This is a genomic window from Kribbella sp. NPDC051587 (genome assembly GCF_044453945.1).
Classification (GTDB): Bacteria; Actinomycetota; Actinomycetes; order Propionibacteriales; family Kribbellaceae; genus Kribbella.
The window spans coordinates 55513-74830 of the sequence record NZ_JBITDE010000016.1 but is presented as its reverse complement, the minus strand read 5'-3'; the positions used below and the strand labels follow the sequence as shown (position 1 = coordinate 74830).

11 protein-coding genes are annotated in these 19318 nt (G+C 68.2%); 7 read left to right on the top strand and 4 right to left on the bottom strand.

Translation table 11 applies throughout. The features are described from left to right. Positions 1-13: 13 nt before the first annotated feature. Both ACIA49_RS37080 and ACIA49_RS37075 read left to right on the top strand, forming a co-directional pair. Positions 14-904, top strand: a complete 891-nt coding sequence (locus ACIA49_RS37080; RefSeq protein ID WP_396382953.1) for an SDR family NAD(P)-dependent oxidoreductase — start codon at positions 14-16, stop codon at positions 902-904. Further along, the gene (locus ACIA49_RS37075; protein ID WP_396382952.1) at positions 901-2439 is read left to right on the top strand and encodes an AMP-binding protein; all 1539 of its coding nucleotides are present in this window, start codon (positions 901-903) and stop codon (positions 2437-2439) included. The genes ACIA49_RS37080 and ACIA49_RS37075 overlap by 4 nt, the downstream gene beginning before the upstream one ends. Before the next feature lie 56 nt (positions 2440-2495). Here ACIA49_RS37075 and ACIA49_RS37070 read toward each other — a convergent pair whose 3' ends face one another. Genes ACIA49_RS37070 through ACIA49_RS37060 form a run of 3 tightly spaced genes read right to left on the bottom strand, consistent with a single transcriptional unit; the run spans position 2496 to position 5249 of the window. Further along, positions 2496-3281, bottom strand: coding sequence for a citryl-CoA lyase (locus tag ACIA49_RS37070; protein WP_396382951.1), 786 nt, complete (start codon positions 3279-3281; stop codon positions 2496-2498). After that, positions 3278-4489 carry a CaiB/BaiF CoA transferase family protein gene (locus ACIA49_RS37065; protein ID WP_396382950.1) on the bottom strand — a complete coding sequence of 404 codons (1212 nt, stop codon included), beginning with the start codon at positions 4487-4489 and terminating at the stop codon, positions 3278-3280. The genes ACIA49_RS37070 and ACIA49_RS37065 overlap by 4 nt, the downstream gene beginning before the upstream one ends. After that, entirely contained in the window at positions 4479-5249 is a 771-nt protein-coding gene (locus ACIA49_RS37060; RefSeq protein WP_396382949.1) for an IclR family transcriptional regulator, read from the bottom strand. The genes ACIA49_RS37065 and ACIA49_RS37060 overlap by 11 nt, the downstream gene beginning before the upstream one ends. 138 nt (positions 5250-5387) lie before the next feature. Here ACIA49_RS37060 and ACIA49_RS37055 point away from each other — a divergent pair, with 138 nt between their 5' ends. The 4 genes from ACIA49_RS37055 to ACIA49_RS37040 are packed head-to-tail and all read left to right on the top strand — an operon-like array spanning position 5388 to position 8892. Further along, positions 5388-6416 carry a Bug family tripartite tricarboxylate transporter substrate binding protein gene (locus tag ACIA49_RS37055; protein WP_396382948.1) on the top strand — a complete coding sequence of 343 codons (1029 nt, stop codon included), beginning with the start codon at positions 5388-5390 and terminating at the stop codon, positions 6414-6416. Beyond that, on the top strand, positions 6413-6916 hold the full coding sequence (locus ACIA49_RS37050) for a tripartite tricarboxylate transporter TctB family protein (RefSeq protein WP_396382947.1): 504 nt from the start codon (positions 6413-6415) through the stop codon (positions 6914-6916). Before ACIA49_RS37055 ends, ACIA49_RS37050 begins: the two co-directional genes overlap by 4 nt. Beyond that, entirely contained in the window at positions 6913-8475 is a 1563-nt protein-coding gene (locus ACIA49_RS37045) for a tripartite tricarboxylate transporter permease (protein ID WP_396382946.1), read from the top strand. Before ACIA49_RS37050 ends, ACIA49_RS37045 begins: the two co-directional genes overlap by 4 nt. A 9-nt stretch (positions 8476-8484) precedes the next feature. Further along, positions 8485-8892: a universal stress protein gene (locus ACIA49_RS37040; protein ID WP_396382945.1), complete on the top strand. Its 408-nt coding sequence runs from the start codon at positions 8485-8487 to the stop codon at positions 8890-8892. Positions 8893-8930: 38 nt separating this feature from the next. Here ACIA49_RS37040 and ACIA49_RS37035 read toward each other — a convergent pair whose 3' ends face one another. Next, positions 8931-15131, bottom strand: a complete 6201-nt coding sequence (locus tag ACIA49_RS37035; protein ID WP_396382944.1) for an RHS repeat-associated core domain-containing protein — start codon at positions 15129-15131, stop codon at positions 8931-8933. Between the two features lie 177 nt (positions 15132-15308). Here ACIA49_RS37035 and ACIA49_RS37030 point away from each other — a divergent pair, with 177 nt between their 5' ends. Continuing rightward, on the top strand, positions 15309-19289 hold the full coding sequence (locus ACIA49_RS37030; protein ID WP_396382943.1) for an RICIN domain-containing protein: 3981 nt from the start codon (positions 15309-15311) through the stop codon (positions 19287-19289). The last annotated feature ends 29 nt before the right edge of the window (positions 19290-19318 follow it).

The window sequence follows — 19318 nt, the reverse complement described above, 5'->3', positions numbered from 1 at the left end:
TAATGTCGCGGGCATGGTGACCGCGAAGCGCCCGCCCGGATGGCCGTTGCTCGTCGCTCTGACGAACGGCCGGTCCCGAATCCCGGACGACCGGCTCGAGGCCGCGGTGCGCGACCGCGTGGTGCTGGTGACCGGCTCGTCGTACGGGATCGGTGCGGCGACCGCACGCCGGCTGGCGCGAGCCGGCGCGACCGTCCTGCTGGTGGCGCGGACGGCTGAACAACTTTCGGTGGTTGCCGCCGAGATCAATGCTTCCGGCGGGAAGGCTTTCGCGTACCCCACGAACTTGGCCGAGCCGGCTGCCGTCGAGGCGCTGGTTCGGACGATTCTTGACGAGCACGGACACGTCGATGTGCTCGTGAACAATGCCGGGAAGTCGATCCGGCGGTCGGTCGCCGATTCTTATCAGCGCTTCCATGACATCGAGCGGACGAACGCGGTCAACTACCTCGGGCCGGCCAAGCTCGTGCTGGAGTTGTTGCCGTCGATGCGCTCACGTCGCTCCGGTCACATCGTGAACGTGTCCACCGCCGGGGTGCGGACTCCCCCGATGGCGCGATGGTCGGCGTACCTGGCGTCGAAGTCTGCGTTCGACGTGTGGTTGCGGTGTGTGGCGCAGGAGATCCGGGACGACGGAGTGACGACGTCGACTGTCTACATGGGGCTGGTGCACACGCGGATGAGTGAGCCGACGCCGCTGCTCAACAAGATGCCGGGGCTGAGTCCGGAGCAGGCGGCGGACCAGGTCTGTACGGCGATCGCTACTCGTCCCAACAACATCACTCCGCCGATGGTCCGGCCGGCTGATGTGCTCGGGAACTTGTTCCGGGTGCCGACGGATCGGTTGCTGGCGGGGTACTTCCGGCGATCGGATCGGGTGCGGAAGCCGCGGAGTTCGGAATGAGGGCGTTGCTGGAGGCAGCCGGGGTTCCGATGGCGGTGGCTCGGTCCGGGTTGTGGCGGCCGATCCATCCGGCGCATGTGCTCGGGATCGAGCGGGCGTTGCGGCAGTGGGGGCAGTCGATGGCCGCGCTCGGTGCGGTGGCGGCGGTGCGGTATCCCGAGCGGGCGGCCGTGATCGACGAGAACGGGACGACGTCGTACGGCGAACTGGATCGGCGCGTGGAGCGGATCGCGGCCGGGCTGCACGCGGATCACAAGATCGTTGCCGGGAGCAAGGTTGCGATCCTGTGCCGGAACCATCGCGGGTTCCTGGAAGCAACGCTGGCCGCGTCCCGGGTCGGGGCGGAAGTGCTGTTCGTGAACACGGAGTTCGCTCCCCCACAGCTTGCGGCCGTGCTGGAACGGCACGCGCCGGACCTGCTTGTGCATGACGCGGAATTCGCGGTACCGGCTGGGATTCCCGCCGTACCGTCTGATTTGGCTGCGCTGGTCGCGTCGGATGCTTCGGCGGCACCGAAACCGGAGAGTCCCGGGCACATCACGATCTTGACGTCGGGGACCACCGGTACGCCGAAGGGTGCGCCGCGGGTGCCGACCGCGATGGGTCTGGCCGGGTTGATGGCGAGCGCGCTGGGGCGGTGTGGACTGCGGTCCGGCGATCCGATGGTGATCGCGCCGCCGCTGTTCCACGGGCTGGGGTTGCTGACGTCGATGATGGCCTTCTTCCTCGGTTCGCCGTTGGTGCTGGCGCGGAAGTTCGACGCCGAGGCGGTCTTGGACCAGGTCGAGGAACATCGGGTCGGCGTGATCGTCGCCGTACCGGTGATGTTGCGGCGGCTGCTGGAGGTTGGGCCGCGCGATCTGCCGTCGTTGCGGGTGGTGCTTTCAGGAGCGTCGGCGTTGGGGGCTTCGCTGGCATCGGAGTTCATTGAGCGGTTCGGGCCGGTGCTGTGTGATGCCTACGGGTCGAGTGAGGTGGGAATCGCGACGATCGCTTCGTCGGCTGATCTGATCGCGGCGCCGGGGACGGTGGGTCGGCCGTGTCTGGGTAGCTCGGTGCGGATCCTTGATGACGACGGTCGGCCGGTGCCGGTGGGTGAGACCGGGCGGATCTTCGTGAGTAGTGGGCTGGTGTTCGGCGGGTACTCGGATGGGTCGAGCAAGGCCGTGGTGGACCGGCGGATGAGTACCGGCGACATGGGTCATCTCGATCAGGCCGGTCGCCTGTTCATCGACGGCCGCGAGGACGACATGATCGTGTCCGGCGGCGAGAACGTGTACCCGGTCGAGGTCGAGGAGTGTCTCGCCCGGCACCCGGCCGTCGCCGAGGCCGCGGTGGTCGGCGTACCGGACGAAGACTTCGGCCAGCGGCTCGTCGGGTACGTCGTACTGCGCTCGCCGGCGACCCCGGATGAGCTGATCGCCCACGTCCGCGGCGAACTGGCCCGCTACAAAACACCCCGCGAGATCGTCGTCGTCGACGAGTTCCCCCGCAACGCCACCGGCAAAGTCCTCCGCACCAAGTTCGGCTCATGATGAGCTCCTGCCGCGCGACGACGGACTACTGAACCGTGCACAAGGTCCGGCCGGCGTTAGGGGGTGTTGGTATCGAGGTCGCGGGGTGGGGGGCCGGTGTAGGTGGGGGTGATGGATTTGGGGAGGGGGCCTTTGATGCGGGTGGGGTCTTTTGATTGCTCGTGGGCGTGGGCTAGGAGGCCTACGGAGCGGGAAAGGATGAAGAGGCCTCGGGCGAGTGGGGGGTCGAAGCCTAGTTCGGCGTAGATGGTGGCGGTGGCGCCGTCTACGTTCATGGGGACGGGGGCTAGCGCTGCTTCCAGGGCTAGGGCGGTTTGGAGGTGGTGGCCGGGGATGGTGCCTTCGGCAACGGCTTGGTGGGCTGCGGCGATGAGGGGGTCGCGGCGGGGGTCTTTCGGGTGGAAGCGGTGGCCGAAGCCGGGGAGGTAGGCCCTGCGGGCCTTGTACGACGCGACCAGGTCGGCGGGGTGCTGGCCGGCGCGGTGGAGGTCGTAGAGGAGTTCCAGGCATTGCTGGCCGGCGCCGCCGTGGATGTCGCCGAGGAGGTTGACGCCGGTGGCGATCGCGTTGTTGAGCGGGAGGCCGCAGGAGGCGGCCATCCGGGCGGCGGCGATGGAGGGGGCTTGGGGGCCGTGGTCTACGGCGGCGACGAGGGTGCGTTCCAAGAGGCGGGCTTGGCCAGGTGACGGGAGGTCGCCGCGGAGCATGAGCCAGATCATCTGCGGGAAGGACACTGCGCCGATCAGGTCCTCGATCGCGTAGCCGTGGAAGCGGATGCGCCCGGGAGCGATGTCCGAGATCCCGGTCGCCCACCAGTCGGCCGCATCCGTCGTACTGGTCATGTGGCGCCCTCCTTGGCTAGGGACTCGATCTCGGCTTGGGTGTAGCCGAGCTCGGTGAGGATGTCTTGGGTGTGCTCGCCTAGGCGGGGTGGGCGGGTGGTGGGGCCGACGGCTTGGCCGTCTACGTGCACACTGCTGCCGAGAACGCGCAGAGAGCGCTCTCTGCCGTCGGGCATCGCGACCTCATGGAGGAGCTCTCGCACGCTCAGTTGATCCAGAGAGAGCGCTTCCTCGACCGAGAGCACGGGAGCAACCGGTACGCCGGTGTCCGCGAGGAGGTTGTCCCAGTGGGCGGCTGAGTTGCGTTCGAGGGTTTTCTCTAGTTCGGCTTTGAGTTCGGAGCGGTGGGCCTTGCGGGACTCGCGGGTGGTGAAGCGGTCGTCGGTGAGCAGGTCCGGGCGGTCGAGGGCGCGGCAGAGTTCGACGTACTGTTCCTGCTTGTTGGCGGCGATGTTGAGTGCGCCGTCGGCGGTGCGGAAGGTGCCGGACGGGGCGGAGGTGGCGTTCTCGTTGCCCATGGCCCGTGGGACGCGACCGCCGACCAGGTAGTCGGAGACGACCCAGCCCATGGCGGCGACCGCGGTCTCCAGCATGGAAACGTCCAGGAAACTGCCGATCCCGGTGCGAGAGCGCTTCACCAGCGCGGCCGAGATGGCGAAGGCGGCGGCGTACCCGCCGAGGGTGTCGGCGATCGGGAAGCCGGTCCGCGTTGGAGCGCTCTCCGGCGTTCCCGTGACGCTCATGATCCCGGACAGGCCTTGGATGATTTGGTCGTACGCCGGTCGTCCGCGCATCGGACCGGTCTGACCGAAGCCGGAGACCGCGCAGTACACGAGGCCCGGGTTGAGTTCGCGCAGTGTTTCGGCCGGGAATCCAAGGCGGGCAAGGACTCCCGGGCGGAAGTTCTCCAGCAGTACGTCGGCCTCGCGGACCAGGCGCTCGAAGACCTCACGGCCGGCTGCGTTCTTGAGATCCAGGGTGAGAGAGCGCTTCCCGCTGTTCTGAGCTAGGAACGAGATGCCGAGCCCTGCCGCGGAGAGTTCGGGGTCTCCCCCGAGGTTACGGGCCAGGTCACCGGTTCCCGGGACCTCGACCTTGATCACCTCCGCACCCATGAGTGCGAGCTGGTAACCGGCGAAAGGACCGGCCAGCACGTTGGTGAGGTCGAGTACCCGCACTCCCTCCAGCAGGTCCGCGTCAGGTTGCACTGAAGCCGCTCCAGTTGGTGGTGATGATCGTTGCGGCGCAGCGGCGTACGGCGTTGATGTAGTTCGGCAGGCGGTCGTCGCTGAAGCGGGTCGTGGGACCGCCAATCGCAATGGCGGCAACCACGCGCCCGTCCGGGCGACGGATGGGGGCAGCGACACCGGATGCGCCGAGTTCGCGCTCACCGTGACTGATCGCGAAGCCGCGAGCGGCGGCATCGGTCGCGGCAGCGCGGAGGCGTTTGGCGAAGCCCGGTGGGCGGGGTGCTTCGAGAGCGATCTCTTCGATCACGGACGGATCGACCGACAGCACCGGCGGATCGGTCAGCAGGACCTTGGACGCGGCACCGCTCCACAACGGCATCGACGAGCCGACCGCGATCGAGTGCCGGATGCTCAACGTACCCAAGGCTTGCGCGAGACAGACCCGCGTACGCCCGACCCGGATGTAGAGGTTGGCGGTCTCACCGGTATCAGCGGCCAGCCGTCCCATCGCGGCCCGAACCGCCGGCGGGATCTCCATCGTGGCGCTGCTCAGCCGGGACCAGCGCAGAAAGCCCGGTCCGATCGCATACTTGCCCGGTCCGATCGCAGCCACCAGACCACGCTGCTCGAGCGTCGTCACGAGTCGCAGAACCGTTGTCTTGGGCAACCCACTCGCCGTGGTCAGCGCAGCCAGCGTCCAGCTAGGGTGCTCGTCATCGAAGCGTTCGAGCAGGTCCAGCGCGCGGTGCACGCTCCGAACCCCGTCACCGTCGGCCATCGGTCCCCATCTCCCACGCTTCGCGGTCAACCAGCGGTTCGACGATAACCCGCCGTACCGTAGAACGGAATCTCTGTACCTCCTGGTGGAATGCTGCTACTTTCCCACCCATTGACCCCTCACGCCCCGGAGGCATCCATGGCGCGACCCCGGATGGCGCCGGCCAGGACGGCGCTGATCGCCGCGGGCCTGGCCGGCAGCCTGCTGCTCAGCGGCTGTTCGGCCTTGTCGAAGACACTCGACGGCGGCAGCGTCGCCGGTGACTTCCCGAGCCGCAACGTCGAGATCATGGTGCCCGCTGCGCCTGGTGGCGGCTGGGACCTGACCGCCCGCCAGTTCCAGCATGTGGTGCAGGAGAAGAAGCTGCTGGGCGACCGTTCGGTCTCGGTCGTGAACGTGACCGGCGCAGGTGGTGCTGTCGGCATCTCCAAGCTGGTGACCAAGAACCGCAAGGACCCGCACACGCTGATGATCACCGGCCTGGTGATGGTCGGCGCGCTGACCCTGAACCAGTCCCAGATCAAGGTCTCCGACACCACCCCGATCGCCACCATCACCGCCGAGCAGGAGGTGATCGTGGTCAAGGCCGACTCCCCGCTGAAGACCCTGAAGGACCTGGTCGACCTCTACAAGTCCGACCCGGCGAAGGTCAGCTGGGGCGGCGGCACGATCGGCGGTACGGACCACATCACCGCGGGCACCCTGGTGAAGGCCGCCGGCGCGGATCCGTCGAAGGTGAAGTACATCAGCTACTCCGGTGGCGGTGAGGCGACCGCGGCGATCCTGTCCGGTGACGTCACCGTCGGCATCTCCGGAATGAGCGAGTTCGAGGAGCAGATCACCGCCGGCAAGATGCGCGTGCTCGCCACCAGCGGCGCCGAGCAGCTCACCGTCGACGGCAGGAAGCTGCCGACGATGAAGTCCGAGGGGTACGACGCCGAGGTTCAGAACTGGCGTGCGATCGTGGCCCCGCCCGGGATCCCGGAGGCCGACCGGCAGCGGCTCGTCGAGTTCGTGACCAAGGTGAACAACTCACCGGAGTGGGACGAGATCCGGAAGAAGCAGGGCTGGTCGGACTTCTTCAAGACCGGTGACGACGCGAGCAAGTTCATCGCCGACGAGACGACTCGGGTGCAGGCCCTGCTGAAGGAGCTGGGGATCGTATGAGCGCGACCGAAGAGGTAGAGGTCCCCAAGGCCACCGACGTCGAGGTCGAGGCCTCCCGGCTGGTCCGGATCATCGCGGCGATCGTGCTGATCGTCCTGAGCGCGACGTTCCTGGTGGGCGTCTTCGACATCCGCAGCCCGAAGGGTTTCGACCCGGCCGGACCGCGGTTCTTTCCGTTGCTCGTGACAACGGCCTGGCTGATCTTCTCGATCGGCTACCTGGTCGAGGGGCTGCGCGCGCCCAAGGCCAAGGTCGAAGGCGACCGCAGCTGGTTCGAGCCGGTCGCGCTCGCCGCGCTCCTGGTGCTGTACGCGTTGCTGGTGGTTCCGCTGGGCTACGTGATCGCGACCGCCTTGCTGTTCTTCGCGGCGGCCCGAGTGCTCGGCAGCCGGCAACTCTGGCGTGACGCGGTAGTGGCCGTCGTACTGGCTGTCGTCGTGTACGTCGCCTTCACCCGCTTCCTCGACATCTCGCTGCCGGAAGGGGTGCTCGGCCTGTGATCGCGCTCGGTGTCGGCGGCGACCTGCTGCACGGATTCGGTACCGTCCTCGACCCGATGAACCTGCTGTGGGCCGTCCTCGGCGTCACCCTCGGCATGCTCGTCGGCATCCTGCCCGGCATCGGCCCGGCGTTGACGATCGCGCTGCTGCTGCCGATCACCTTCAACTTCTCCGACCCGATCGGTGCGTTCATCATGTTCGCCGGGATCTACTACGGCGCCATGTACGGCGGTTCGACCACCTCGATCCTGATCAACACACCGGGCGAGTCCGCCTCGGTCGCGACCGCGATCGAGGGCCACAAGATGGCCTTGAAGGGCCGGGCCCGGGCGGCGCTGGCGACGGCGGCGATCGGTTCGTTCGTGGCCGGCACCATCTCGACCGTGCTGCTGACCTTCGTCGCGAAGCCGATCGGGAGCCTGGCCAGTCACTTCCAGGCGACCGACTACTTCGCCGTCACGCTGCTCGCGATGGTTGCCGTGACCGCACTGGTCGGGCACTCGATGGTCCGCGGGTTGCTGTCGTTGACGGTCGGCCTGTTCATCGGGCTGATCGGGCTCGACAGCCTGTCCGGTGCACCGCGGTACACGTTCGGTTCGCTGCGCCTCCTCGACGGGATCGACGTCGTGATCGTGATCGTCGGGCTGTTCGCGATCGGCGAGACGTTGCATGTGGCATCGAAACTGCGGTCGACGCCGGATCGGCCCGCCGTACTGGAGAAGGGCCGGCTGCGGACCGGGTACCTGACCAAGTCGGACTGGAAGCGCTCGTGGGCACCATGGCTGCGCGGTACGGCGCTCGGCTTCCCGTTCGGCGCGATCCCGTCCGGTGGTGCTGAGGTTCCGACGTTCCTGTCGTACTCGATCGAGCGTCGGCAGGCCCGCAAGAAGGGTCGCGACGAGTTCGGCAACGGCGCGATCGAGGGGGTCGCCGGTCCGGAGGCCGCGAACAACGCGTCGTTCTCCGGCGTACTGGTCCCGCTACTGACGCTCGGTCTCCCGACGTCAGCGACGGCCGCGGTAATGCTCGCGGCGTTCCAGATCTTCAATGTGCAGCCCGGCCCGCAGCTGTTCGAGAACAACAGCACGCTGGTCTGGACGCTGATCGCGTCGCTCTACATCGGCAACCTGATCCTGCTCATCATGAACCTGCCGCTGATCGCGATCTGGGTGCAGGTGCTGAAGGTCCCACGTCCACTCCTGTACGCCGGAATTCTGGTCTTCGCGTGCCTTGGGGTGTACTCGCTGTCCGGCTCGGGCTACGAAGTCCTGATGGCGCTCGTGATCGGCGTGGCCGGCTTCTTCATGCGCAAACTCGACTTCCCGATCGCACCGGTCATCCTCGGTGTCATCCTCGGTCCGACGATGGAGGAGCAGTTCCGGCGGGCGCTGGTCATCTCCAACGGCGACGGCAGCGTGTTCTTCACCCGGCCGCTGAGCCTGATCATCATCGTGCTGACCGTGCTCGCGCTGTTCGTGCCGTACCTGCCGCGCATCGTCGCGCGGATCCGCGGAACCCAACCGGCCCACCAACGGCTCACCTTCGGCGAGGACGACTAGGGTGACCCTGTGAAGATCCTGGTCGGTTACGTGCCCACGCCCGAGGGTGAGGCCGCGCTGGCGGCAGCCGGAGCTGAGGCCGCCCTCCGTGGCGCCTCGGTGCTGCTGCTCAACACCAGTCGCGGCGACGCCTACATCGACGCTCGCTACGCCAACGAGGCCGAGCTCGAAACGGCCTCGGCGAAGCTGCGCGAGCACGGCGTCGAGGTGACCATCCAGCAGGCCGTCTCGAACGGCGACGTCGCCGGCGAGCTCCTGAAGGCGGCCGCCGCCGAGGACGTCGGCCTGATCGTCCTCGGCCTGCGCCGCCGCTCCCCCGTCGGCAAACTCATCCTCGGCAGCACCGCCCAGCGCGTCCTGCTCGAGTCCCCGGTCCCGGTCCTCGCCGTCAAGGCTGCCTCGCCCCACGAGGACTGACCGCTGGGCCCGCCCTGTGACGGCGGCGGGCGCTTCGGTCACTTCCGGGGGATCTGTGCGGCCAGCGCGCGGGGGTTGGTCAGCCACGGCATCACCTGCTGGAAGGAGTTGACCAGGCCCTTGCCGATCTGCCGTCCGACGAACATCGGACCGGCGGTCGGCAGCAGCCACGGAACCACCCGCGACCAGTGTGCCTGACCGTTCTTGTCGTGAACGTCGTTCCAGGCGCCCGGAAGCATCATTCCGTAGACGCCTCCGGTGACTGCGGAGATCGGGCTTCCGCCCCCGGCGAGCGTGCCGACCACTCCACCGGCACCACCGAAGAACCCGATCCGGTCGTCGGCCATGTCTTGCGGGCCGTCGGCCTCCCAGTGCATGAAATCGTTCCAGGTGAAGTCGTAGAACTTGGCCGCGGCGCCTTGGAACCACTTGCCGAGGATCTTGTTCAGGTCGGGCCGGGGCGGGACCCCGGCACCGTCCTTCACCGCGGCGGCCGCCTTCCAGACATCGTTGGCCGCGCGCGCCAGTTCCTTGACGGTGTCCTCGATCCCACCGGTCGGATCGAAGCGGCGGACGGTCTTGGTGATCCGGACCACCTCCCGGACCAGGGTGGTCACGTACCGCACGATCCGTTTGATCTTGACCTGGTAAGTCACCATCCCCCGCATCAGTGCCGCGGCCAGCGCGAACTTGCCGAGAGCCATCGCCATCTGCGCCATCCGGCCGGCGTTCACCGTCCGCGCGGTCAGCTTGATGACCTCCCGCTTGTACTCGACCACGCGCTTGGTGACAGCCCGGATCTGGATCTTCAGCTGGGTGACGGTGTCGAGGACGAACCTGTTTCCGTCCGAGTCGGAGAAGGTGACCGGACTGTTGTTGGCGTAGGAGTAGGCGTTCAGCTGCTGGGGATCGTTCGGATCGACCACCGGATCCACCGAGATGAACTTCCCCAGCACCGGGTTGTACTCCCGGGCGCCGAGGTGGACGAGCCCGGTGGCGTCCTCGGTTCCGCCGACGAAGCCGTGTTCCCCGGGCCAGGAGGCCGGAGCCGCGCCCCGCAGTTCGCCGTACGGCGTGGTCCGCCGGCGCTGGACCACGAGCGTCGCCGGATCGATGCTCAGGTCGATGGTCCCGTGATGGTCGGTCGTCACCCAGGTCAGCTTCGCGCCGGTCCGGACGGCGATCGCCTGACCGGCGAACTCGTAGTACCGGGTGCCTGTCTCCGTGCCGTCCGCCTTCAGCAGGAGCTCGGTCTGGCCGAAGTACAGGGTGGTGCCGGTCTGGTCCTTGCGGAGCAGACGGTTGCCGTCGGCATCGTAGATGAACGAGGTCGTCCTGCCGCCCGCGGTCACACTGCCGACGTGGCCCTCGGAGTCCCAAGTCAGAGTCTGTCCGGGTGCCGCGGACTGCTGCCCGGCGGCGTTGTAGCTGTAGCTGTCGGTGCGATCGACGCCGGGCCCCTTGACGGCGACCTGTTCGGCCGCGTGCGGCTTGGTCGTCGAGTACGTGTACGTCGAGGTCGTCGTCCCCGCGGTGCTCCGCCGGGTCTCGGTCTTACGGTTGCCAATGGCATCGATCGTCCAGCTGTGCCAGTACGGCGCAGGTCCGCCGAGCGCGGCGGTCGAGGGCGCCGCGGTACAGTCGCCGTTGCCCGGTGTCCAGGCCTGGGTGAGCTGACGTGCCTGGTCGTAGTTGAAGCACTGCGTGTCGGTGGCCGAGCCCTCCGACGGTCCGGTGGTGTCCGTGATCTTCGTGATGTTGCCTGCCGAGTCGTAGCCGTAGTCGAGGTTCTGGACGAGCTCGTTCGGGGTGATCACTCCACTGCGCGCCAGCCGGTGGGTGCCCTTCTCGTAGCTGAACTGCTGCTGCAACCAGTTCGACCCCTGGGTGAGCGACAACTCCGACAGTTCTCCGTACGCCGTGTACTTGCTGTCGATCACGTAGTCGTCGGCACCAGACAGAGTGGCGGGCTGGCTCTGCGCGGTATAGGTCGTCTTCAGCGTCTCCTCCGGCAGTCCTCCGACACCGGGCATGGTGACCGTGTCCGGCTGGCCGTCGGCGGTGAAGGTGGTTGCCGAGGTCAGGGTCCGGGCCGGCTTGCCGTCGAGGCTGGGCACGTCCAGCACGGAGCCGGTCGGCCGCCCGCGCTCGTCGTACCCACTCATCCGCAGGGTGTAGGCCTTGCCGTCGGCGTACCGGGTCGAACTCGTGAGCGACCCCGGCTTCAGGGTGTCGTACTTCCAGTCCGCGAGCAGCTTGCCGTCGGTGGTCTCACCGAGGTACTCCCCGGTCCGGCGGCCGTTGTCGTCGTAGCTGTAGGACAGCTTCACCCCGCGGCTGTCGGTCGTCGAGGTCATCCGGTCCCGGTCGTCCCAGGTGTACTTCGTGATCCCGCGATCCGGCTCGGTGTCCTGGATCTTGCGGCCGCGCAGGTCGTAGTCGTAACGCCATTTGTTGCCTGCGGCATCGGTGACGGTGGCCAGCTGGCCGGCCGGCCAGTAGGTGTACTTCGTCGCGTCGTAGCTGCCGGTCGGAGCGTCACCGCGGTACTGCCGCAGCTCGGTCAACCGGCCCTGCGCGTCGGTGAGCCTGGTCGTCGCCTGCTCCCCGGCCGGCGGATCGATCGTCTCGATGCCGGTCGACGTCGAGTGCGTCGTGGTCCACTTCAGAGCGCCCTCGACGAAGAACCGCTCAGTGCTCGGCAGCCCCTGGTCGTCGTACTGGGTCACCTTCTGGGCAGGAACGTCGGCCAGCCGCTGCGGCGCGGCGACGAGACCGTTCGACGGGCGGGACTCGGCGTAGTAGGGCCCGTTCTCCTGGGTCAGTAACCCGCGGGAATCGTAGACGTAGTCGGTGAGGACCCAGCCGATGCCGTTCGCACCGGGCTTCTGGGTCTGCCGGACCCGTCCCATCCCGTCGAGCAACTGGTAGGTGTCGCTGATGCTGTTGTCGGCCTGCAGCACGCTCAGCTTGCTGATCGACGGCCGGCCCGCCGAGTCGGTGTACTCGTACCGGGCATCGGCGGTCCCCTTGCGGTCGCGGCCGGGCAGGAAGGTCGCGGTGACCCGCCCGAGCGGATCCCGCGTCGTGTCGGTACGCCGGTTGCCCTCGTCGACGACAGCGAGGGGCTCACCCCACGCCGGATCGACGACGCTGGTCGTGACCAGTCCGGTCGGCTGCTTGGTACTGGTCTGCGTCAGCGCCCCGGCCGCCGGGGTATAGGTGATGGCGGTCTCCTTCGCCGCCGCGTCCTTCGTCAACCGTGGCCGGCCGTACTCGTCGTACGTGGTCGTCGCCACGGTCTGATAGATCGGCGCGTTCGCGCTGTCGAAGCCGGAGACCCGCTGGACCGACACGATGTCACCGGTCTGGGCGTCCAGTTGCTCCTTCTCGCCGGAGATCAGGTCGTCCTTGGTGGCGGCCTTGTCGCAGGTCAGGTCGACGACCTCCTTACCGGCCGGCAGGTCGACGAGACCACGGTCGGGATTGGAGAAGTAGGTGTAGGTGGTGCAGGTGTCGTCGGCGGTCGTCGCCTCGTCGCCTTTGTCGCTGCTCGACACCAGCTGCCCGGTCGGTGAGTACTCGTTGTGCACCGAGGTCTTTCGCCAGCCGGCGCCGACCGCCTGCGCCTCGTTGACGTTCTGCTCCTGGATCTGGAACGCCTGCGCTGTTCCCCAGGAGCGAACCCTGGTCGCCGTGGCCTGTGAGATCCACGGATCGGTGATCGACCTGGTGACCACAGTCGTGCCGCTCAGTGTCGTCTGCTCCCGCAGCATGCCGGCCAACGCGTTGCTGTCGGGCCAGCTGCCGCCTGCGGAGTCCTTGATCTGCACACTCTTGGTGCCGCCGGCGGCCAGCTTGTCGCCGTCCATACCCCGGAAGTAGGTGCTGGTGGTGACCGTCTGCGGTCCCGACGCGTCGCCCTTGGTGGCGGTGACCTTGTCGAAACCGCGCCACTGCGACCAGGTCTTCTCGCCGACCTCGACCAGGCCGTCCTCCTCGTCGAAGCGCCAGGCGGGCGGATTCGGGTAGGTGTAGGCCGTGGTGGCCGCGGTCAGGCCGCTGACCTCGTCGGCCTCGGTCACCTCGCTCACGACGTACTTGCCGAACCAGTCCTGCCGCTCGGCCTGGTTCTCGGGGGTCCACTTGATCGGGTGGCAGCGTTTGCCGTTGGTATCGGGCGCGGGCACGTTTCCCGGCAGCGAACAGTCGGGCTCGAGGTAGCTGACCGTCACCTTCCCGCCGGTTCCGTAGGTGACGGTCCGGATCCGCGGCCACTCCATGGACGGCAGCCCGTCGCCCGGGCCGACGATCCGGTTGGCCTTCATCACCGCGTCGAAGGTGATCTCCGGAAGGGCCTTGGTGCCGCCGACCAGGCCGGTCTGAGTGATGCCCTGCAGCCAGAGCATCGGGCTGCGGCCGTCGCCGGGGCGCAGCCAGCCGTACCGCGGGGTCCAGCGGGTGACCGGCGCGTACGACGATCCGCGATCGACCTCGGTGGTCACCGAGAAGAGCTGCTTCTTGGTCCAGAACGTGGGGTAGAGGTTCGCACAACTGGTCGTGCTCCCGCACTCCTGGTCCAGCGGTGTGTCGGGATAGTCGGACGCGGCGCAGTCCGAGGTCTTCGTGCACCGCGGTGCGGTCACGAAGGTCACCTTGGCGACCGGCTTGTCGCTCCCGGCGCCGGTTCCTTCGCGCTGCCCGTACTCGATCGACCGGATGTTGCCGGCCCGGGTGTACGTACTGACCGAGGTCTTCGAGCCGGCGCGGCCGTAGTTGTTGGTCTCGACGTCGTAGAAATACCGCATCGTGTTGCCGTGGGTGTCGACCACGTAGTCGAGGTTCCACTTGTAGGCCTGCTTGCAGGACGATGCCGCGAAAGCGGTCTGGTGGCAGGGCTCGGACGAATGATTGCCGAACACCGGCACGGTCCAGACCGAGTTGGTCGGTGTGCTCGAACCCGCCAGGTTGTTCAGCCCGAAGTAGAACTTCGTTCCGGACCGATCGGTGAGCACCCAGTACTCGCCTCGGGCGCCGTCACCGGTCTCGGGTCCCTCGTCCCCGTTGGCGCGGCCGGTCAGCCGCTCCACGGTCACACCGTCGTCGCTGCGCGGGTGCCACTTCTGCGTGCTGTCGTCGCGAATCAGCTCGCCGCCGGCACCGGCCAGGGAGAAGGTCGCGTTGTCGGTCGCCCAGCACAGGTCGCCGACCGGAGTCGTGCCGTTGTTACCCGTCTGCTCGGACTTCGCGGCGCAGGAGGCGTATCGACGCTCGATCGAGCCGCCCGGCGCCAGGTCGAAGCCCGCACCGACCCAGCCCGACTGGCTGTTGGCCGTGGTGGTCCGGCCGTCGACGCTCCCGGACGAGTAGGACAGGGCGACCTGCGGCGTCGGTCCACCCAGACCAGGTGGAGTCTGCATCGGGTAGTTCCAGGTGAAGTCACCGGAGGATCCGCCCGCCTGCCAGGTCGCGGCCGGGTTCAACGGCGTACTGGTCGCCGCGCCGGCCGCTCCGTCGGCCGCTGCCGCGACCGTGAACTCCTTGGCCCGGGCGGAGACCGGTACGTCGGCCGACAGTGTTCCCGAACCGTCGTTGCGGGTGGCAACAGCTCTGCCCGTCGCCGGATCCACGACCCGTAGCCGGGTCGCCCAGTCACCGCCGAAGGTGCCCGCGAAGCCCGAGTAGTCCACCCGAAGCGACACCTGACCGTTGTCGCTGACCCCATCGCTGCGACGGAGCCGGAGGCGCAACTCGTCACCGCGGCGGCCCAGCAGATCCACCTCGACCTTCGCCGGTGTCGTCCGCGTCGACGCGGACGCGGACGCGGACCTGGCCATGGCCAGGTTGGCCGCCGCGGTCGGGCCGAGGGAGATCGGCAGCGCACCAGCCTTCGCGACGGGGGCCCTGTCCGGCGCCGGGCCGCCGGTGACGAGGCCTTTCCAGTCGGTGGGTGGTGCGGCCGGTCGCGGTACCTGCACCTCGGCACGGCCGGGTGCGGGCCAGGCCGTGGGGCCGCTGTTCGTCACCGTCCACTGATCGTCCGGGTCCGCACCGCGCGGCACCGGGGTGATCGCCTTGATCGGCACGGGTTTGTCCGCCCGTGGTGTCCACACAGACTTCCGTGGGTCGGGTTTCGGCGCCGCCTGCGCGTGCAGGTGGGCGCCACTGACGATCAGGCTCGCGGCCAGCAGACTGCCGACGGTTACGCGGAGGCTGCTCCAACGGGAACGACGAGACATGAAGACCTCCGGGAAGCGGACAGGTGGTCCTCAAAATGACGGCGACCGGACCCTGGGAGCAATCGATTTCACTGCCGTCGAATGGCCTCATCGGGTTGATCCGAAAGCGTTCCGGCCCAGCCGTTCCTGTGTCATGGTGACCGCGTCCAGGCCCCTGAATCCTGCTGTGGAGATGCCATGCCGACGCTCTTCCGGACACCGCGGGCCCTGCTGGCACTCGCGCTCCTCGTCCCCACGTCCGTGGTGCTCACGACGCGGCCGGCGCCATCAGCGCTGGCTCAGTCGGCACCTGGTCCCGAGCAATCCGCGCAGATGCTGGCCGCCCGGACGAAGCAGCCGGTCGAGCTCACCGCGGCCCGCACCGAGACCGCGCAGGTCTTCGTGAACCCGGACGGCCATCACACGCTCATCCAGCACGCCGGTCCGGTCCGGGTACGGCGCGGCGCCGGATGGACCGACGTAGACCCGACCTTGTCCCGGCAGAGCGACGGAACCGTGGCACCGGCGGCGAGTACGCAGCCGATGAGCTTCTCGGGCGGTGGGACCGGAACGCCGCTCGTCACGCTGGGGCCGGCGGGCCGGCAGGTCCGGCTGACCTGGCCCGCACCACTCCCCCGACCCGTGCTGTCCGGCACCACGGCGACGTACCCGGAGGTGCTGCCCGGCGTCGACCTGCAGCTGCGCGCCGAGGCCGGCGGGTTCTCGCACCTGCTGGTGGTGAAGAACGCGACCGCAGCCCGCTCCGTCGGTTCTGTTGCCCTAGGCATCGATGCCGACGGCCTCACGATCAGCCGGACGGCCGCCGGCATCCTGGTCGCGCGCGACCGGTCCGGCCGGCAGGCCTTCGCCACCGGCCAGGCGACTATGTGGGACAGCCAGACCGGTCCGGACGGGGCACCGCGGCAGTTGTCCGCAGTTGGTACGACGCTCACCGGCAACCGGTTCGTCCTGCACCCCGACCAGCGCCTGCTGACCGGGAAAGACACGCAGTACCCGGTCTACATCGACCCGTCCTGGACCGGGTACGTCGGCAACATGTGGACGCACGTCAACCGGGCAGCGCCCGGGATGTCGTACTGGGTCGAGGACCGGGCCAGCGGCGCCAAGGTGGGCGCCGCCTACGACGACCCCCCGCACATGTACCGGTCGCTGTTCCAGCTGGACACCTCACCGATCGCAGGCGCCAGGGTGACCGGCGCGCGGTTCAGCATCATCCTCGATCACTCGCCCACCAGTACGCCGACCCCGGTCGAGCTCTGGCAGACGCGTTCGATCAGTCGCGCCGAGAGCGTCACCTGGGACAGTACGGCGAATCACTGGCTGCAGCGGCTGGACACCCAGAACGGCCACGCGTGGACCCGCGGCGGCGAACCGAACCAGACGATGGGATTCGGCGGCGAGCCGCTCAAGGCGGTCATGCAGTCCGCGGCCGATCAGCGGCTGCCGAGTGTCGGGTTCGGGCTGAAGGCCGAGTCGGAGTCGCTGCAGAGCCAATGGAAGAAGTTCATCGGTGAGTCGGCCTCGATCATCGTCGACTACAACAACCCGGCCCGGACCCCGCTCAAGGTCAACTTCACCGATCCGCGTCCGTGCGGTACGGCGGCCGCCCCGACCATGATCAGGAATGCCGAACCGTCGTTCGGCGCCGTCGGCAGCGACCCGGACAACGACGCCGTGAACAACCGGCTGGAGATCCACCGGGCGGCCGACGACGGTATCCAGTACCAGCTCGACACCGGATCGATCAGCTCGGGTGCCGCCTTCAGCTGGTCCGCGGTACCGACCGGCACCTTGTCCGACGGCGTCACCTACTATTACGTGGCCCGCAGCGACGACGGCGTCCCGAACGATGGCGTCGACTTCAGCGCACCGAGCCCACGCTGCTACTTCAGGATCGACCGCGTCGCGCCGGGCGCGCCCGTGATCACCAGCACCGCGTTCCCCAACAACTCGCGCGGCATTCAGATCCGCACGGTCGGCATCATCGACCTCAAGCCCGCCGCCGGTGCGAACGATGTCGTCGCCTATCGCTACGGCTTCACCCCCGACCGCATGAAACTGCAGGTGAAGGCCGCGGCCGACGGCTCCGCGCGGCTGCCGATCACGATCGTCCCGGCGCCGTTGCCGACCCGGACGCTGTACGTCGAGGCCATGGACGCGGCCGGCAACCCGAGTGACATCAGTCAATGGAACATCATCGCGGCCACCGATCACCCACCCGCTGCCGCCAACGTCCGCGGTGATGTGAACGGTGACGGGCTGGCCGACGTCACGGCGGTCATCGACCAGGGCAACGGGGAGACCGGGATCTGGAACGTTCCGGCGACCGCATCCGGATTCGGCACCGGCACCCAGTCGTGGAACAGCGGTGTCAACGGCGGATTCCCGCTGTCCCGGACGTTGCCGGTCCAGGGTGACTTCACCGGTGACGGACTGGCCGACCAGGTACTGGTTCACGACGAGGCCGGTCACCGGGCCGCGCTGTACCTGGGCAAGTCCGACGGCAACCGTTACGACGTGGGGGCCGCGCCGGCCTGGCGCAGCGACACCTCTACCTGGAGTATCGCCACCGCGCACGTCGTCGCCGGTGACGTCGACGGCGACAAGCGCGACGACGTCGTCGTACAGATCGATTCCGGCAACGGGAACTGGCGCACAATGGTCCATCCCGGCAGCAACCTCGGTACGCCGGTCCAGTGGCTGCAGACCGCGGCGGGATCCGGTGAGTGGAGCCGCAGCCGGCCGGTGCTCGCCGATGTCGACGGTGACGGGAAGGACGACCTCGTCGTACTGAAGGATCTCGGTGGCTGCCGGACGACCGCGGAGCTGTACCGGTCGACCGGTACGGCGTTCGCCGCGGCGACCGTCATGTTCGACAGCGGAGCCGGCACGTTCTGCGCGGACCGGGCACATCCGGTGGTCGGCGATGTGGACGGTGATGGCAAGGACGACGTGGTGGTGCTTTACGACAACGGAACCACGGGCGGCGACACCGCGCTTCGCGTCCTGCGCTCCACCGGTACGGCGTTGACATCGAGCCAGTGGTGGCATGGCTCGATCGACGCCGTCCGGACGACGCTCTCGGTGGGTGACCACAACGGCGACCGGCGGGCCGATGCCGCCCTCGTCACAGCACTGGACGGCGGCGGGCGCGAAGTGTTCGAGCTGACCTCGACCGGTACGGCGTTCGGCGTACCGAAGTCGGTTTGGCGGGAGAACGCGGTCGGGGCGAGCACCGGGCCGCGGGTGGAGATCGAACCACGGACCTACGAGTTGGTGTCCCGCAGTACCGGGCGCTGCCTGGAGGTGGCCGGCGCGAGCCAGACCGATCCGGCGGTGATCCAGCAGTGGGACTGTTTCAGCGGGCTGCACCAGCGGTTCCGGATCGTGGCGGTGAACGGGACCGGGCAGTACCAGGTGCAGATGGTGCATGAGCGCGTCGATCCCAAGGACGGCAAACCACGCTGTATGGATGTGGGCAACCAGAGCACTGCGGACAACACACCGATCGTGCAATGGAAGTGCGTCGGTACGGCGAACCAGCAGGTGCTGCTCGACTATGTCGAGGGCAGCAGCTACGACACCGTCGTCCGGCTGCGGTTCGCGCACAGTGACAAGTGCGCGGAGATCACCGATCCGGCCAAGGGCAACGGCGCGGCTCTGCAGCAGATGCCCTGCGACGCGTCCCGTAGTACGCAGCAGTGGATCGTGCGGGCCGCACTCAACACGCCGCAGCTGTCGGGCCGGTTCGCAGTCCGCAGCGCGCTGCCCGGCGGCTTCGTGCTCGACATGACCGAGTGCACCGTCGAGAAGGGCCTGCGGCTCTGGGATCTGGTGGCCGCCAGCAAGTGCCAGCACTGGGACTTCCGCCCGCTGGGTGACGACATGTACCAGATCGTCGACCCGAACTCGAACACGGCGCTGCAGGTGCTCGGCTGCTCGCGGGCAGACGCGGCCACGGCCTCGACCCTCGGGATCGACGACTCCGAGTGTCAGCGCTGGCGGGTCGAACCCGCGGTGGACGGCACCTTCACGATCCAGCAGGCGGACACCGGCAAGACTCTGGATGCCTCCGGCTGTGTGGACGACCGCGGGGTCGCGCCGATCGTATGGCCGTACTGGAACGGGCCGTGCCAGCGCTGGAAACTCGAGCGTTGACCTAAACCACGTGAGCCGCTGGGGCGGGC

Excerpts from the sequence above, each read along its gene's own strand:
- ACIA49_RS37035 (WP_396382944.1), bottom strand. The coding sequence starts at position 15,131 with ATGTCTCGTCGTTCCCGTTGGAGCAGCCTCCGCGTAACCGTCGGCAGT.
- ACIA49_RS37080 (WP_396382953.1), top strand. The coding sequence starts at position 14 with ATGGTGACCGCGAAGCGCCCGCCCGGATGGCCGTTGCTCGTCGCTCTG.
- ACIA49_RS37060 (WP_396382949.1), bottom strand. The coding sequence starts at position 5,249 with ATGGCCGACGGTGACGGGGTTCGGAGCGTGCACCGCGCGCTGGACCTG.
- ACIA49_RS37075 (WP_396382952.1), top strand. The coding sequence starts at position 901 with ATGAGGGCGTTGCTGGAGGCAGCCGGGGTTCCGATGGCGGTGGCTCGG.
- ACIA49_RS37055 (WP_396382948.1), top strand. The coding sequence starts at position 5,388 with ATGGCGCGACCCCGGATGGCGCCGGCCAGGACGGCGCTGATCGCCGCG.
- ACIA49_RS37070 (WP_396382951.1), bottom strand. The coding sequence starts at position 3,281 with ATGACCAGTACGACGGATGCGGCCGACTGGTGGGCGACCGGGATCTCG.
- ACIA49_RS37030 (WP_396382943.1), top strand. The coding sequence starts at position 15,309 with ATGCCGACGCTCTTCCGGACACCGCGGGCCCTGCTGGCACTCGCGCTC.
- ACIA49_RS37050 (WP_396382947.1), top strand. The coding sequence starts at position 6,413 with ATGAGCGCGACCGAAGAGGTAGAGGTCCCCAAGGCCACCGACGTCGAG.